The sequence below is a fragment of the Pseudomonas sp. ANT_H12B genome (genome assembly GCF_008369325.1).
Classification (GTDB): domain Bacteria; phylum Pseudomonadota; class Gammaproteobacteria; order Pseudomonadales; family Pseudomonadaceae; genus Aquipseudomonas.
The window spans coordinates 40,382-56,628 of record NZ_VOBI01000006.1 but is presented as its reverse complement, the minus strand read 5'-3'; the positions used below and the strand labels follow the sequence as shown (position 1 = coordinate 56,628).

At 59.4% G+C, this 16,247-nt stretch carries 15 protein-coding genes; 5 read left to right on the top strand and 10 right to left on the bottom strand.

Annotated elements, in window-relative coordinates; translation table 11 throughout:
• Positions 1–250: 250 nt before the first annotated feature.
• Positions 251–721: a hypothetical protein gene (locus tag FQ185_RS11315; protein ID WP_149417515.1), complete on the bottom strand. Its 471-nt coding sequence runs from the start codon at positions 719–721 to the stop codon at positions 251–253.
• Between the two features lie 462 nt (positions 722–1,183).
• Here FQ185_RS11315 and FQ185_RS11310 point away from each other — a divergent pair, with 462 nt between their 5' ends.
• The gene (locus FQ185_RS11310; protein ID WP_149417514.1) at positions 1,184–2,119 is read left to right on the top strand and encodes a chemotaxis protein CheV; all 936 of its coding nucleotides are present in this window, start codon (positions 1,184–1,186) and stop codon (positions 2,117–2,119) included.
• A 110-nt stretch (positions 2,120–2,229) separates the two neighbouring features.
• The gene (locus FQ185_RS11305; protein ID WP_149417513.1) at positions 2,230–3,036 is read left to right on the top strand and encodes an MOSC domain-containing protein; all 807 of its coding nucleotides are present in this window, start codon (positions 2,230–2,232) and stop codon (positions 3,034–3,036) included.
• A 75-nt stretch (positions 3,037–3,111) separates the two neighbouring features.
• Here the strand turns inward: FQ185_RS11305 and FQ185_RS11300 are convergent, their stop codons facing one another.
• The 8 genes from FQ185_RS11300 to FQ185_RS11265 form a co-directional block, all read right to left on the bottom strand.
• Positions 3,112–3,396, bottom strand: coding sequence for a pyrimidine/purine nucleoside phosphorylase (locus FQ185_RS11300; RefSeq protein WP_149417512.1), 285 nt, complete (start codon positions 3,394–3,396; stop codon positions 3,112–3,114).
• A 61-nt stretch (positions 3,397–3,457) separates the two neighbouring features.
• Positions 3,458–4,009 carry an exonuclease domain-containing protein gene (locus tag FQ185_RS11295; RefSeq protein WP_149417511.1) on the bottom strand — a complete coding sequence of 184 codons (552 nt, stop codon included), beginning with the start codon at positions 4,007–4,009 and terminating at the stop codon, positions 3,458–3,460.
• A gap of 71 nt (positions 4,010–4,080) precedes the next feature.
• Positions 4,081–6,042 carry an acetyl/propionyl/methylcrotonyl-CoA carboxylase subunit alpha gene (locus FQ185_RS11290; protein WP_149417510.1) on the bottom strand — a complete coding sequence of 654 codons (1,962 nt, stop codon included), beginning with the start codon at positions 6,040–6,042 and terminating at the stop codon, positions 4,081–4,083.
• 119 nt (positions 6,043–6,161) lie between these two features.
• Positions 6,162–6,959, bottom strand: coding sequence for an enoyl-CoA hydratase/isomerase family protein (locus FQ185_RS11285; protein WP_149417509.1), 798 nt, complete (start codon positions 6,957–6,959; stop codon positions 6,162–6,164).
• Positions 6,956–8,113, bottom strand: coding sequence for a citronellyl-CoA dehydrogenase (gene atuD, locus FQ185_RS11280; RefSeq protein ID WP_149417508.1), 1,158 nt, complete (start codon positions 8,111–8,113; stop codon positions 6,956–6,958). The genes FQ185_RS11285 and atuD overlap by 4 nt, the downstream gene beginning before the upstream one ends.
• Before the next feature lie 53 nt (positions 8,114–8,166).
• The gene (gene atuC, locus FQ185_RS11275) at positions 8,167–9,783 is read right to left on the bottom strand and encodes a geranyl-CoA carboxylase subunit beta (RefSeq protein ID WP_149417507.1); all 1,617 of its coding nucleotides are present in this window, start codon (positions 9,781–9,783) and stop codon (positions 8,167–8,169) included.
• 3 nt (positions 9,784–9,786) lie between these two features.
• Positions 9,787–10,656 carry an SDR family oxidoreductase gene (locus FQ185_RS11270; protein WP_149417506.1) on the bottom strand — a complete coding sequence of 290 codons (870 nt, stop codon included), beginning with the start codon at positions 10,654–10,656 and terminating at the stop codon, positions 9,787–9,789.
• A 12-nt stretch (positions 10,657–10,668) separates the two neighbouring features.
• Positions 10,669–12,459, bottom strand: coding sequence for an acyclic terpene utilization AtuA family protein (locus FQ185_RS11265; protein ID WP_178113526.1), 1,791 nt, complete (start codon positions 12,457–12,459; stop codon positions 10,669–10,671).
• 189 nt (positions 12,460–12,648) lie between these two features.
• Between FQ185_RS11265 and FQ185_RS11260 the strand changes: the two genes are divergently transcribed.
• The 3 genes from FQ185_RS11260 to FQ185_RS11250 all read left to right on the top strand — a co-directional run bounded on the left by FQ185_RS11260 (position 12,649) and on the right by FQ185_RS11250 (position 15,287).
• On the top strand, positions 12,649–13,275 hold the full coding sequence (locus tag FQ185_RS11260) for a TetR/AcrR family transcriptional regulator (protein ID WP_149417504.1): 627 nt from the start codon (positions 12,649–12,651) through the stop codon (positions 13,273–13,275).
• A 91-nt stretch (positions 13,276–13,366) separates the two neighbouring features.
• Positions 13,367–14,173 (top strand): ABC transporter substrate-binding protein, encoded by an 807-nt coding sequence (locus FQ185_RS11255; RefSeq protein WP_178113525.1) that lies wholly within the window; start codon positions 13,367–13,369, stop codon positions 14,171–14,173.
• A gap of 100 nt (positions 14,174–14,273) precedes the next feature.
• Positions 14,274–15,287, top strand: a complete 1,014-nt coding sequence (locus FQ185_RS11250; RefSeq protein ID WP_149417502.1) for a GNAT family N-acetyltransferase — start codon at positions 14,274–14,276, stop codon at positions 15,285–15,287.
• Between the two features lie 155 nt (positions 15,288–15,442).
• Here the strand turns inward: FQ185_RS11250 and FQ185_RS11245 are convergent, their stop codons facing one another.
• Complete coding sequence (locus tag FQ185_RS11245) at positions 15,443–15,991, bottom strand: RNA polymerase factor sigma-70 (protein WP_149417501.1); 549 nt, start codon at positions 15,989–15,991, stop codon at positions 15,443–15,445.
• Positions 15,992–16,247: the final 256 nt, after the last annotated feature.

Below are 16,247 nucleotides of genomic sequence, written 5' to 3'. Positions count from 1 at the left end.
AACTAATGGGCGGCATAGTACCACTTAAGATACCGTTGGTCGCGTTTGGTATATATGTCCACGGCGTCAGGAAACTAGAATCTCTGGAAGGTATTTTCCACAATGGAAAAAGTTCGGCGGCAGGAATGAATTATTTGTTTCGAGTTGTCGTTGGCAGGTATGAAAATATTCAATTGCGACCCGAATGCGCGCAAGTTGTCGTGTCGAACATGACAATGAAAATACCTGGCGCGGCTTGGTTGTGATGAATTTAAGCTGGCCGTCCTGAATAGGAAACGAGCGTGAACGGCTTGGAATTAGCAGGCAGCTGAAATTGACTTTGCCCGACCTGGAAGGCGAAGGCTTCGATCAGGGAAGTCTGTTCACTGTCATCAAGGCTGAGTTGGCCAGTCTTCTGGTCAATGAGTTCGAGTTGCCAGGCGATCAACGTCAGGCAGTCTTTCAGCGCACCCAATGCCTGGTCGTGCAGGTCCATGTGGTTTTGTGCATGGTTGAGCAAGCCATGAATGTGCAAGGTGAACTCGGAAACTGCTTCCAGGGCGAGGGCATCAGCCTTGCTGGCCAGTTTGAGGAGGGTGCTGAGCATGCAATCGATTGCGTCCTTGTCATTGCTGATCAGCTGCAAGTGACTGAGGCATTCCTCGGTTTTGGCCAAGAGTGTTTCCGCCTCGACGAGAAACTCCGAGAATCGCTGAGTCCACTCTTTACGTTCGTTCGGCATGCTTATCTCCACAACGTCATGTCAAATGAGGGAATGTCGTGTGTGTCGACGAGGACGATCAGAGTCCCGGCATTGCCGTGCCGTCGTGAGATCGCGCTCCGTCCTGCCTGACTGCCGGTTGGGGAACTCGATAGGGTGGATGGCCACTTACCTGCGATCGCACACAAAAGCCTGACTCCGTTCATGCAATGAGAATGGCGTCACATTAATGGCTATTGGATATTGCGAATATCAGGTTGGGCCTGATTGTTACTAGGGGAATCCCTTACACAGGGGAACCAAACGCACGAACCGAGGTCGCGTTGGCGAGAATGAAGCAGATGAAATCACCTAGCCAGTAAAGCATGATGTTAATGTGACATCAATGCTCGGGGGTGGCATTTTGTCGGGGGTCAAGGTCCGGCAAACGCAGCCGATAACCCTCTTTAAGTGAATTCATCAGAAAAAGCCCAGGAGTCATTGATGGCCGGCATTCTCGACACGGTAGACCAACGCACGCAACTGGTGGGTGAGAATCGCCTGGAACTTCTCATGTTCCGGCTGGCCGGGCGGCAATTGTTCGCGATCAACGTCTTCAAAGTGCAGGAAGTGCTGCAACTGCCGAAGCTGACCCTGATGCCCCAGCGCCATCCATTTGTGTGCGGTGTGGTCAATCTGCGCGGCCAGACCCTGCCGGTGATTGACCTGTCCCAGGCCATCGGCATGCGGCCGTTGGTGCCAAGCCCTACCAGCACAATCATCGTCACCGAGTACAACCGTTCGGTGCAGGCGTTCCTGGTCGGTGGCGTAGACCGCATCGTCAATATGAACTGGGAAGCCATCTTGCCGCCTCCTGCCAGCGCCGGTCGCCAGCATTATTTGACCGCCATCAGCAAGGTCGACGACCAGTTGGTGGAAATCATCGACGTCGAAAAAGTCTTGGCCGAAATCGTCCCCTACAACGCCAAGGTGTCTCGCGACAAACTCGACGATCCGGTGCTGGAGCGCGCTCGCGGCCGTGAAGTGCTGCTGGTGGACGACTCGAACGTGGCTTTGTCGCAATTGCGCGACACGCTCGGCCAGTTAGGGGTGAAGATGCACATCGCCAGCGATGGCTTGAAAGCATTGAACATGCTCAAGGCGTGGGCGGATACCGGTGTTTCCATGACCGACAAGCTGTTGATGGTCTTCACCGACGCGGAAATGCCGGAAATGGACGGCTATCGTCTCACCACCGAGATCCGTAACGACCCGCGTCTGCGTGGCCTTTACGTGGTGCTGCACACCTCGTTGTCCGGTAGCTTCAACGACTCGATGGTCAAGAAGGTCGGCTGCGACAACTTCCTGTCCAAATTCCAGCCGGACAAACTCGTCGACGTGGTGCGCCAGCGCCTGATGCTCGATGAAGTGCCTGCCTGACCAGGACGCAATCCTGTGGGAGCGAGCTTGCTCGCTCCCACAGGTTTTGGCCTTTGATTCGGCGATCAAGCTCGTATAGGGTGGCGTTTTTGCCCACCAGGGAGCTGGCCATGCTGCGTCTGAGCGCGCTTTATCGTTATCCATTGAAATCCGGCAAGGGCGAGCCCCTGCAACAGGTCAGCCTCGACAAACTGGGTCTGGATGGGGATCGACGCTGGATGCTGGTGGACGAGGCCAGCGGACGTTTCCTCACTCAGCGCGTAATGGGCCAGATGAGTCAGCTGTCGGCGTTATGGAATGCCGAAGGTGGCTTGACCCTTGGCGCTCCGGGCCGCTCATCAATTGATATCGCCTTGCCAGGCAGTGACGCTGAACTGCGCGGCGTGACCATCTTTCGAGACAGTCTGCGAGTTCCCGATGCCGGTGATGAGGCGGGTGCCTGGGTCAGCGAATTCATTGGCAAGCCGACTCGCCTTGTGCAAATACCACTTGATCGCGCGCGGATCACTCAGGCTGGCTATGGCAAGGATGACGATCGAGTGGCCTTCGCCGATGGCTTCCCGCTGTTGCTGATCGGGCAGGCCTCTCTGGAGGATCTTTCGCAGAAAGTCGGGCGCCCGCTGGAGATGTTGCGCTTTCGACCAAATCTGGTGATTGAGGGCACCCAAGCGTTTGCCGAAGATAACTGGAAGCGTATCCGTATCGGTGATGTGGAGTTTCGCGTGGTCAAGCCTTGCTCACGCTGCATTATGACCACCGTCGATCCGCAAACCGGTTTACGCAGCGATGATCGTGAGCCTCTGGCCACCTTGCAGAAATACCGTGCCCAGGAAGATGGCGCGATGTTCGGGCAGAACCTGGTCAATGACGGCGCTGGCCAGCTCGAAGTCGGTATGCCGGTAACGATCCTTGAATAAACACCTGGCCCTTGAATGAAAAATGCCCGTGTCCAAAGACGCGGGCATTTTTTTTCGCTGTGAAACCCCAGGGGTTTAGCCGTGGTATTCGCACAGGTAAGCGGTGTCGACGGCCACTTTCAGCTGGAACTTGCTGTTGGCGGGCACATTGAACTGGCTGCCGGCTTCGAAGGTTTCCCAGTCGCTGCTGTCCGGCAGTTTGACGGTCAGGGCGCCGGTCACCACGTGCATGATTTCACGCTGGCTGGTGCCGAATTCGTATTCGCCCGGTGCCATGACGCCGATGGTCGCAGGACCTTCAGCGGTGCCAAAGGCGATCGACTTGACGGTGCCGTCGAAGTACTCGTTGACTTTAAACATGGGCGGTTCCTCGAAAAGGGCTTAAAAGGGCCGGCCAGTATGCACAAGGCCCCCCGCGCCGTCACCTCTCCAAAGGAGGGAAAATATGCGGTAACAGACGCGCCGTATTGCGCGCGTCTTCCAGCGCCCGGTGTTGCTGGCCGTTGAATTGCAAGCCCGCCAGTTGCAGGGCGCCGTTGAGCCCCAACGGACGCTCCAGTCGATGGGCCTTGGCAAAGCGCTGTTTGAGATTCATGTGCGGCACGCGGCTCAGGGCGCTGTCGAGTTGCAGGCGCTGCCATTCCTGAAGCAGTTGTTTGCGATCGTAATCTCCCCAACTGGCCCAGCCTTCCATATGCGAATGATGTGGTCCGAGCCACTGCTCGAAGGACGGCCAGACCTCGCTCAACAGCTCGGCCGTATCGACGTTGGCCTGAGTAATGTGCGTCAGCTCCCGGCAGAACGGCGTCAGCAGGGGCCGCCGCAATGGCCGCACGAAGCGCTGGAAATGATCCACTTCACGCCCTTTGCGATCCACCAGAGTGGCTCCTATTTCGATGATTTCCATTTCCGTTACTGGCCAACCACCCTCATCGGTGGTGGCTTCCAGATCAATGACCAGCCAGTGAGGCATCGCAGGGTTCCTGGTATCCGCGTCCTGATAGGGCTTGAGCGTAGCCAAACACTGCGGATCCGCCTAGCGGCTTATTCGACCTCCAGCAAAATCTGCCGATTTTTAACCTGATCGCCGACCCTGACCTGCAAGCGTTTGAGCACGCCGTCGATGCCCGACTTCAACGGATGCTCCATTTTCATGGCCTCCAGCACCACCAGCAACTGACCTTTACTGACCGTGCTGCCCTCACTGACCAGCACGTCGACGATCGCGCCGTCCATCGGGGCTTTGAGGGTGCCGGTGCTGACGCTGGCCTGGCTGTTGACCGAAGCCTGGGTCCGATCCTCCAGCCGCGGGCTGCCGGGGCGGGTGAATAACCAGAGTTGTCCGGCTTCGAGACGATAGGCACGGCGCTGACGGATGCCGTCGATTTCCAGAGTGGCCCAGCGCCCGTCGCACTGGATGACCTTCAGTTCAACGGGCTGTGTGGCGACTTGAATCCGATACGGTTCGCCCGGTACGGCGTTCAATTCCACCGACCAATCCTGGTCATCCAGACCGATGCGATAGTGCAGCGGCACGCTTGCGTTGTTGCGCCAGCCGGCCAGGGGCGCGCGATGAACCTGCGCTGAGGCCTGATAGAACAGTGCGGTGGCGATGGCCAGCTCTTCTGCATTCGGGACATGGGCATGCAGGCAAGAATGCTCGGCGAAATGGGCCGGGATGAATCCGGTACTGAACTCGCCACTGATGAATTGCGGGTGTTCCAGCAGGCTGGCGAGCAGGCGCTGATTGCTCTGCACGCCCAGCAGCACACTGTCTTGTACCGCCCGCAGCAACTTGCGCCGGGCTTCTTCGCGGGTGGCGCCGTGGGCGATGATCTTGCCCAGCAGCGGATCATAGAAGGGACTGACATTCTGACCTTCGATCAGACCATGATCGATCCGCGCACCGTCCTGCAACGCTGGCTCCCAGGTCGCGATACGCCCGGTCTGCGGCAGAAAATCCTGAGCCGGGTCTTCGGCATACAGGCGCACTTCCATGGCATGCCCGTTCAGCTGCACTTGCTCTTGTCGCAGCGGCAGCGGTCGGCCTTCGGCGATGTTCAGCTGCCAGGCCACCAGGTCCAGCCCGGTGATCAGCTCCGTCACCGGGTGTTCCACTTGCAGTCGGGTGTTCATCTCCAGAAAGTAGAACTGTCCGCGCGTATCCAGCAGGAATTCAACCGTCCCCGCGCCAACGTAATTCACCGCGCGACCGGCCTTGAGCGCCGCCTCGCCCATGGCCAGGCGCAATTGGGCGGTCATCACCGGGCAGGGCGCTTCCTCGATGACTTTCTGGTGGCGGCGCTGGATCGAACAATCGCGCTCGCCAAGGTAGATCAGGTTGCCGTGCTGGTCGCCGAACAGCTGGATTTCGACATGACGTGGATCGATCAGTGCCTGTTCGAGGATCAGCTCGTCGCTGCCAAATCCGTGCACCGCTTCGGAGCGTGCGGTGCGGATCTGTTCGAGCAAATCACTGGCCCCATGCACCAGCCGCATGCCGCGCCCGCCACCGCCGGCACTGGCCTTGATCATCAGCGGGTAGCCGATGCGTTCGGCTTCGCGGCTCAGGGTTGCATCGTCCTGTTCGGCGCCTTGATAGCCATTGATGCACGGCACACCGGCTTTGAGCATGGCGATTTTCGACAGGCGTTTGCTGCCCATCAGCTCGATGGCTTCGGGGCTTGGGCCGATGAAGGTGATGCCTGCGTGTTGGCAGGCGAGGGCGAAACCGGTGTTTTCAGAGAGAAAACCGTAGCCGGGGTGGATCGCATCAGCAGCAGTGCGCCGAGCGGCGTCGATGATGGCCGCAATGTTCAGGTAGGACTGCTGCACCGCTGCCGGGCCGATGTTCACGGCTTCATCGGCCATGCGCACATGCAGCGCATCGGCGTCGGCATCGCTGAACACGGCGACCGTGCGATAGCCCAGCGCCTGGGCGGTGCGCTGGATGCGGCAGGCGATTTCACCGCGGTTGGCGATCAGGATTTTGCTGAATCCGGGCATGGGTTTTTCCCTTGGTTTTTGCGGTGAGTTTTCAGGGCCTCTTTGCGGGCAAGCCCGCTCCCACAGGATTTTGTGAACGACACAGAACCAATGTGGGAGCGAGCCTGCTCGCGAAGCTTTTAAGGCGCCCACCCCGGTTTACGCTTCTGCACAAAGGCCATGGTTCCCTCAATACCTTCAGCGCCAGTCACCGCTTCGCTGAACCACTCGGCCGCCTCATCCAGCAATGCGTCGGACGGCTGCCCGGCACTGGCCAGCAACAATTTTTTGGTCAGCGCATTCGCCTCAGGCGCACAGCACAGCACATGCGCCAATACCTCATCGAGGCGCTCGGCCAGCGCTTGCGCGTCGTGCTCGACAAAATGCACCAGGCCCATTCGCCGCGCGTGGGTGCCGTCGAATCGCGCTGCCGTCAGTGCCAGTCTTCGAGCCTGGGTCAGGCCGATGCGCTGGACCACGAACGGCGCGATTTGCGCTGGCAGCAGACCAAGACTGGTTTCCGGCAAACCGAACTGCGCCTGGTGATCGGCCAGCGCGACGTCGCTGACACAGGCCAGACCGAAACCACCGCCAAGCACCGCACCTTGCAACACCGTGATCACCACTTGCGGCGCATGTTGCACTTCTTGCAGCAGTGCACCGAACGCGCGGTTCAAGTCGCGATAGGCGCTCGGCCCCTGAGCGCGGGCAGTGGCCATGTCCTTGATGTCGCCGCCGGCGCAAAAGTGCCCGCCGGCACCGCCGATCACCAGGGCACGAATCCCTCGGTCATCGCGCACCGCCGCCAGTACGGCGCGCAGTTCAGCGACCATCTGCAAGCTCATTGCGTTGCGGCTTTCGGGGCGGTTGAGGGTGATGTGCAGAACGCCGTTATGCGGTTCGAGCAACAAGGTCTGGCAAACGGGCAGGGTACTCATTTCTTTTTCCCCGGCAGGATGCCCATGAGTTTGCAGATGATCCCCAGCATGATTTCGTCGGCACCGCCGCCGATCGACACCAAGCGCACATCGCGGTAGGCCCGGGCTACCGGGTTGTCCCACATGAAGCCCATGCCGCCCCAGTATTGCAGGCAGCTGTCGCTGACTTCGCGGCCCAGGCGCCCGGCCTTGAGTTTGGCCATCGACGCCAGACGGGTGACGTCCTGGCCTTTGATGTATTGCTCGGTGGCTTGATAGACCAGCGCCCGCAGGCATTCGATTTCGGTTTGCAGTTCAGCCAGGCGAAAGTGAATGACCTGGTTATCGATCAGCGCATTGCCGAAGGTTTTGCGCTCCTTGCAGTATTCGATGGTGCTGTCGACGCAGTACTCCAGGCCCTTGATCATGTTCGCCGCGCCGAACAAGCGCTCCTCCTGGAACTGCAGCATCTGCATCATGAACCCCGCGCCTTCATGGCCGATGCGGTTGCGTTGCGGAACGCGTACGTTGTCGAAAAACACCTGGGCGGTTTCCGAACTGCGCATGCCAAGCTTGTCCAGGTGCGAGCTGAGGCTGATGCCAGGTGTGTTCATTGGCACCATGATCAGCGATTTGTTGACGTGGGGTTTGTCGTCCGATGTGTTGGCCAGCAGGCAGATGAAATCAGCGCTCGGCGAGTTGGTGATCCACATCTTGCTGCCGTTGATCACGTAGTCATCGCCGTCCTTGCGCGCCATGGTTTTCAAGCCTGCCACATCGGAACCGGCGCCGACTTCCGAGACGCCGATGCAGCCGACCTGCTCACCCGTGATCGCCGGACGCAAAAATTCTTCGCGCAGCTCATCGGAGCCAAACCGTGCCAGTGCCGGGGTGCACATATCGGTCTGCACGCCGATGGACATCGGAATGCCGCCGCAATGAATGGTGCCGAACTCTTCGGCGGCGACGACGGAATAGCTGTAGTCGAGCCCCATGCCACCGAATTTTTCCGGTTTGGAAATCCCCAGCAGGCCAAGCTCGCCGGCCTTGCGGAAAATCTCGTGAATCGGAAAGCGCCCGGCCTTTTCCCATTCATCGACGTGAGGATTGATCTCGTGATCGACGAACTGGCGGACGGTGCGGCGCAGTGCTTCGTGTTCCTGGGTGAAGATCATTTTTATTGTTCTCCTTTGATCCATGATCGTTCCCACGCGGAGCGTGGGAACGATCAAAACCTCGCGATTCCGAAGCTGTTGGCTTGCAGCGGTCGCACTTGGGCTTCATGACAAATGTCCAGCAAATACCCGAGCAAGGTCCGGGTATCCCGCGGATCGATCAGCCCGTCGTCCCACAGGCTGGCGCTGCCATACAGCGCCGTGGACTGGCTGTCGAGTTTCTGCGCGGTGACCTGTTCCAGCATGTCGAGCATTTTCGGGTCGGGCACCAGACCGTCCTTGATCTGTTTGGCCTCGGTGACGATCCGCAGCACCTTGCCGGCCTGGGCGCCGCCCATCACTGCAGTGCGGCTGTTGGGCCAGGCGAAAATGAATCGCGGGTCGAGACCGCGTCCGCACATGGCGTAGTTGCCGGCGCCGTAGGAGCCGCCGACGACGATTGTCAGTTTAGGTACCCCGGCGTTGGCCACTGCTTGAATCATTTTCGCGCCGTGCTTGATCACGCCTTGCTGTTCCGATTCGGTGCCGACCATAAACCCGGTGGTGTTGTGGAAAAACAGCAGCGGCGTCTGGCTCTGGTCGCAGAGCTGAATGAACTGTGCGGCTTTGCTCGCACCCTTGGGCGTGATCGGGCCGTTGTTGCCGATGAACCCGCAAGCGCGGCCCTGAATCTGCAAGTGGCCGCAGACGGTTTGCTGGTCGAACTCGCCTTTGAATTCGAGAAAATTCGAAGCGTCGGCGATCCGCGCGATGATTTCACGCACGTCGTAAGGCTTTTTCGCGTCATCGGGAATCAGCCCGAGCAATTCGTCGATGGGGTAGAGCGGTTCTTCCCAGCGACGTTCGGGTACCCAAGGCAACTGATCATTCCATGGCAACAGGCTGACAATCTCGCGCACCTGCCGCACGCCGTCAGCATCGTTTTCGGCCAGGTATTCGGCGGTGCCGGCGGTTTGCGCGTGCATCTCGGCGCCGCCCAGTTCTTCATCGGTGGCGACTTCACCGGTCGCAGCCTTGAGCAGCGGCGGGCCGGCCAGAAACAGTTTGGCTTTGCCACGCACCACCACCACGTAATCCGACAACCCCGGCTGATAAGCCCCGCCCGCCGTGGCCGAACCATGGACCACGGTGATCTGCGGCAGACCCATTGCCGACATCCGCGCCTGATTGGCAAAACTGCGCGCGCCCTCGACGAAAATCTCCGCCGCGTAATTGAGGTTGGCGCCGCCGCTTTCGGCGAGGGTGATCACCGGCAGTTTGTTCTCCATGGCGATCTGTTGCAGGCGCAGGGACTTTTTCAAACCGCTGGGAGAAATGGTCCCGCCCTTGATCGCACTGTTATTCGCCACCACCAGCACCCGCACACCGGACACGTAACCGATCCCGGCAATCAAGCCGCCACCGGCCGAGCTGCCGTCCTTGTCGTCGTGCAGTTTGTAGCCGGCCAAACTCGCCAGTTCGAGGAACGGCGCACCGGGGTCCAGCAGCAGATTGAGGCGTTCGCGGGGCAGCAGTTGCCCGCGCTTGTCGAATTTCGGTTTGGCCTCGGCAGCTTTGTTCAGCAGGTTTTGCTCAAGCTGGCGGACCTGCTCGATGCCGACCAACATCGCCGCGCGATTACGGGCGAACTGTTCGCTGAACGGGTCCACGTGCGACTGAATCACCGGCATGACTTATTCCTTGTCCTTGAGCACATCCGGAAGATAGGCGCGGTGAAAACCGTTATACGACTCGCTGACCTGCGCCTTGTGAATCGGCCAGGCACGTCCGCCCAGACTGGCGGCGCCGTCGATGCGCAAGGTGCTGCCGCTGACAAACGCCGCCGCCGGGCTGAGCAGAAAAACGATTGCCGCGCTGACCTCCGATTCGGTGCCGATGCGTTTGAGCGGCACGTGCTCGCGCAAGGTTGGGATCACTGCTTTGAACGCGCCTTCGTAAGTGTCCATGCCGCTCGATGCGATCCAGCCCGGCGCCACGGCGTTGACCCGTACCCCGGCGTAACCCCATTCGAACGCGGCGGTCTTGGTGAGGTTGTCCATGCCCGAACGTGCCGCGCCCGAGTGACCCATGCCGGGCATGCCACCCCACATGTCGGCGAGCATGTTGACGATGGCGCCGCCGTGCTTGCTCATGGATTGGTTGAACACTTCCCGGGCCATCAGGAAACCGCCCATCAGATTGGTGCGCAACACCGTTTCGAAGCCTTTTTGATTGATCGACGCCAGCGGCGACGGGTATTGCCCGCCGGCATTGTTGACCAAACCGTGAATGGGGCCGTGCTTGCGGATCAACTCGCTGACCACATGCGTGACCGCTTCTTCTTCACGAATATCGCAGACCATCCAGTCAGCCTTGCCGCCGTCTTCGGCAATCTCGGCAACCACGCTTTTCAGCTTGTCGGCCTTGCGCCCGAGCAGCAGCACATGGGCGCCGAGAGCCGCCAGTTCGTGTGCGGTGCAACGGCCAATGCCGCTGCCGCCGCCAGTGACAATAATGTTTTGGCCGGCAAACAAATCGGCTTTGAAAATCGAATCGTAGGCCACGGCGGCAGTCCTCTAGTTGACCTGGTCGGCGATGCTTTGAGGCACCGGAATCTGAATGTCCAGCAGTTGCTGGGCGAAGGCTTTGCCTTGCGGATCGATGCGCAGGCTGGCGATGCCTCCGCCACCGAGCGCGTTTTCCAACAGAAAATTAAGGCTGTGGGTGGCGGGTAAATACCAGCGCTCGACACGTCCGTGGACGGGGTCGAGGACATGACTCATCCAGTCGACAATCACTGCCGGCGTCAAGGCTTCGGCGATCCACGGCAGGTACTCGGGCGCGCGAGCCATGACGCCGATGTTGCTGTGATTGCCTTTGTCGCCGGAGCGCGCCACCGCGAGTTTGACCAGGGCCACGCTGGCGTCGGCAAGGCCGGTGGGTTTGGGTGGCTCGAACGGCACCGGCAAGTCGGCGGTGTCGAGCACATCGACGGCGGGCAGGGCGCATGGATGGCGCAGACCTGCGAGATCGATATCCAGTGTGCAGGCGCTTTTGTCGATGAGGAACGAAAACAGCCGGATCAGCGGATACACCGTCGGCCGCCCACCGACAATCCCGGTCAGCCCCGGCGCCATACCGGTGGCAGCCTGGGCGATTTCCCGGGAGAACACGATCAAGGCCTGTTTGTCGGGATGGCGCACGGCAAGTTTGATCACCACTTCGCGGCTGTCCTGGCGCTGGCCGTGTGGGCCGTAAGTGGCTTCGCTGCCGAGCAGTTCGATGTCCACTTCGCTGTAGGGCGCCCAGCCGCGCTGGCTGAAAATCTGCGAGGTCTTGTTGATGATCGCTTCGCTGACGCGCCGTGCCTTGTCCACCGCATCGATCCCGGCGATCAGGCAACTGGCGGTGCAGCGGAAACCGTCCGGGTGGGTGGCGCTGACCTTGTATTGATCGCTGGGCGGCAAACCCTTTGCGCCATGCACCTGAACGGCGTTTTTGCCTTGCTGGTGGAGTTTGACCTGACTGAAATCGCAGATGACATCGGGCAGCAAATAGGCCCGCGGGTCACCTATTTCATAGAGCATCTGCTCGCCGACTGTCAGTGGCGTGATCAGGCCGCCCGAGCCTTCGGGTTTGCTGACAATGAACTGGCTGTCGGCGCTGACTTCGACGATGGGGAAACCAATGTGTTCGTAATCGGGCACATCGCGCCAGTCGGTGAAGTTGCCGCCAGTGCACTGGGCGCCACATTCGATGATGTGACCGGCCAGCGCCGCTTGGGCGAGTTTGTCGTAGTCGTGCCACGACCAGCCGAATTCATGCACCAGCGCCGCGCTGACGACGGCGGAGTCGACCACGCGGCCAGTGATCACAATGTCCGCGCCCAGGCGCAGTGCTTCGACGATGCCCGGCGCGCCGAGGTAGGCGTTGGTCGAGACGCACATTGGCGGCAGGGGGGCGCCGCTGAACATTTCATGCAGGCCAAGGCTGCTCAGCTGTTTGAATTGCGGTTGCAGATCATCACCCAGCAACACGGCGATCTTCAGTGACACCCCGGCTTTGTCGCAGGCCGCTTGCAACGCGGCAGCACAGGCTTGCGGGTTGACCCCGCCGGCGTTGCTGATAACACGGATTTTTTGCCCGGCGAGCTGAGCGAGCAGGGGACTGAGGACCTCGATGAAGTCGCTGGCATAACCGGCCTGGGGATCTTTCATCCGCGCGCCGGCCATGATCGACATCGTTATCTCAGCCAGATAGTCGAACACCAGATAGTCCAGTCGCCCGCCTTCCACCAGTTGCGCGGCGGCGGTCGAGGTGTCGCCCCAGAAGGCGCTGGCGCATCCGATGCGAATTGTTTTTGGCACAGTCAACTCCATAGCCACCTCCGACAGAAGTGAATCGAGACTACCAAGCAAGCGCTTGGTTTGTAAACGGCTTAAATATCATCTTCCCGAGCGCTTGCTTGGTCGCCCCGGCCAGCTTAAATTGCCCGGCAACCCCGCTGTTTTAGCGGCGAACGGCGCATTTGATTGATCGACTGTAGGAGAGAACGGGTGGACGAGCAAAAAGCCCTGAGGGTGATGCGCGAATTGGTCGACAACGGCCAATTGACCGATCCGGACAGCGCCCGCGGCAAACTGCTGCAAGTGGCGGCTCACCTGTTCCGCAACAAAGGTTATGAACGCACCACCGTACGCGATCTGGCCGGCGCGGTGGGCATTCAGTCGGGCAGCATTTTTCATCACTTCAAAAGCAAGGACGAGATCCTGCGGGCCGTGATGGAGGAAACCATTCGTTACAACACTGCCCTGATGCGTTCAGCCCTCGCCGAGGCAGGCAGTGTGCGCGAGCGGGTTCTGGCGCTGATCCGCTGCGAATTGCAGTCGATTATGGGCGGCAGCGGCGAGGCTATGGCGGTGTTGGTGTATGAATGGCGTTCACTGTCTGAAGGCGGGCAGGCGCAGGTGTTGGCGCTGCGCGACATTTATGAAGCCCTCTGGCTACAGGTGCTGGGAGAAGCGAAGGACGCCGGTTTCATCCGCGGGGATGTGTTTGTTACCCGCCGCTTTCTGACCGGAGCACTGTCCTGGACCACTACTTGGTTTCGCACGGGCGGCAGCATGAGCCTTGATCAATTGGCTGATGAGGCGTTGATTCTGGTGCTGGAAGAGAAACAATAGCTTTCCAAGTCAGAAGGAAACTGGCTAAGTGGCCGAATCCACCTAGCTTGAATGCATTGATGCGTATTTTCTCGGGGAGTAGGTTGTTTTGATGTCTTCGCCAATTCGGATGGCTTCGCAGCTTTTACTGGCGACGCTCGCGGCGTTATGGCTGGTGCCGTCCCAGGGTTCGCAACTGGTGCGGATCGGTGCCGCACACTTCCCGCCTTATACCGTGCGCCCGGAAACCGGTGCCGACACCGGCCTGTTGCCGCAACTGGTCGAGGCGCTCAATGCCCTGCAAAGCGACTATCGGTTTGTGCTGGTACCCACCTCCATTCCACGGCGCTTTGGTGACTTCAAACAAGGCCGGGTGGACATGGCGATTTTCGAGAATCCGAATTGGGGATGGAAGGACATCCCTCACACCACCGTCGACATGGGGCTGGAGGACGTCGAGATATTTGTCGCGCAACGCCAAACCGATGGCCAACCGGTTCGCCAGCAAAACTACTTTTCCGACCTCACCAACAAACGTCTGGCGCTGTTCAGCGGTTATCACTACGAATTCGCCAACTTCAATGCCGATCCAAAATATCTCGCGCAAAACTACAACGCCACGCTGACCTATTCCCATGACAGCAACCTGTTGATGGTGTTGCGCGGGCGTGCAGACGTTGCTCTGGTGACGCGCTCTTACCTGAGCGATTACCTGCTGCGTAACGAGAAAGTCGGCGAACAGTTGCTGGTGTCCCAGCGCATCGATCAGGTCTATCACCACTACGCCATCCTCCGTCCTGTCGCACCGATCAGCGGCGTGGCATTCGGCAAGTTGCTGCAAGGGTTGCGCGACAATGGCCAGATGCTGAAGATTTTCGACCCGTACAAAATCGCCGTGGTGCCGGTCCTGGGCAACTGAGATCGCGCCACAGGTCGCGTATTTACCGACTTCTCTTAAATTTCCCGCACGGGCTCACGTCACATCGTTGAACTGTCGACGATTAACGTGAGCCCGACCCATGTCCAATCTGAATGACCTGACTGCCCTGGCCTTGCCGACAGGAAACAGTCTTGTAGCTGATGAAACCGCAAGCCGACTGAGTCTCAGCCTAAAAGGGCTGCCGCTGATCCAGCTGCGCCTGACTCGCGAGCCGCAATTGCAGGTGCGGGTAGAGGCACGCTTCGGCCGCCCTGACGGTCAGGCATTCTGGGCGGCTTGTTATTGGTTGTTTGCCCGCGATCCCGCCTGCCACCACCTGACCTGGCAACTTGATGAAGTCCCTACTGAAGCACTGCTCAGTGGTTTGCTGATCTCCACCGAAATCGTCGGCCACTATCGTTGCGAGCGCACGCTGTTCTGGCAGTTGCCTCAGCCTTGGCTGGGCGCCTCACTGACACCGAGTTATCCGCAGCAAATGGTCATCAGTGGCGGCAAGCGTCATCCGCTGCGACCGGTGAAGCCGCAGGGTGAGGTCTATCGGCGTTTCGATGCGCGACTGGGTGCCTGGATTTCCCTGCGCACCGTTGACATCAATTTGGACCTGGCGCGTTTCAATCGCTGGCAAAACAGCCCGCGCGTGGCGAGTTTCTGGCAGGAGGAGGGCAGTCTTGATCAGCATCGAGAGTACCTGAGCAAACTCGACGTCGATCCTCACGCCCTGACGCTGATCGGTTGTTTCGACGATCAACCGTTTGCCTACTTTGAAGCCTACTGGGCCAAGGAAGATCGCATCGCACCGTTCTACGAGGCGGGCGATTACGACCGGGGTATTCACATGTTGGTGGGGGAAGAAAATCACCGCGGCCCGCACAAGGTGGCGAGCTGGTTATCGGCGCTGGTGCATTACCTGTTTCTGGACGATCCGCGCACCCAACGAGTGGTTGCCGAGCCTCGCGCCGACAACGCGAAGATGATCGGGCATATGCAGAGCCAGGGTTTTCACTGCGAGAAAGAATTCGACTTTCCGCACAAGCGCGCGGCGTTGATGGGGCTGGGGCGTGAGCGGTTTTTTGATCGGTGCAAGTTGGCTTGAGGTGTAAGGCTCAAGATCTGTTGCGGTCTTGAGTCAGCCTTCGCGAGCAGGCTCGCTCCCACAGTTGATCTCTGGTGCTCACAAATTGTGTGTTCACTGAAGATCCAATGTGGGAGTGAGCCTGCTCGCGAAAGGGGCGATGCAGATTTCAGATCTTAGCGGCGAGCATAGGTATCCACACGACTGCCCGACACCTTTCGGCAGTGCACCAGTGCATCGCGAATCATGAAGTTCACCAGAGTCGGCGATACACCAAGCTCCTTGGCGATGTCCTTTTGCGGCACGCCGTGCAGGCGGTACATCTCGAAGGCATATCGGGTGCGACTGGGTAGCTCGGTCAGCGCGTCGGCGATGTGTTCCAGCGTCGAGAAGTTGATGTGCGAGGTTTCCGGCGAGGCGCCTTGAATCACCACATTCAGGCCTTCTTCTTCAGGGCCCGAATACTTTTGCTCCAGCGCCTGTTTGCGGTAGTGATCGATCGCCAGGTTGCGCACGATCTGGAACAGGTAACTGAGCTGGGCCTTGAACGAGGACGTGATCTGCGGCGCTGATTGCAACCTGAAGAACGCATCCTGCACCACATCTTCAGCGCGCGAACGGCACCCGGTAATACGGGCTGCAATCTTGACCAGAATCAGTCGATTGTCGACGAATGCCTGAAGTAGCGGTGAATCGCACCTGCTCGTGGATACTTGTTCCGTCATGGAATCACCTTGCTGCAAATAGGTTAGCGGGACGACAAGCAACCTGCGCCGTCCTCCACTTCGAGCGACAAATTATGTTGAATGATAATTATTGTCAATTGAGAAATAGAATTAATGCTCCTCAAAGGTGCAGAGTGAGAACTGCGACACGCTGCCGCACCGCAGCCCCGTTGGCGATCACGCCCGCGGACTAATTATTTCAAGACGTCATCCGTTCTCATTGGTGAATGGTCCGGGCAGCAGTCCCGGTCGCAGC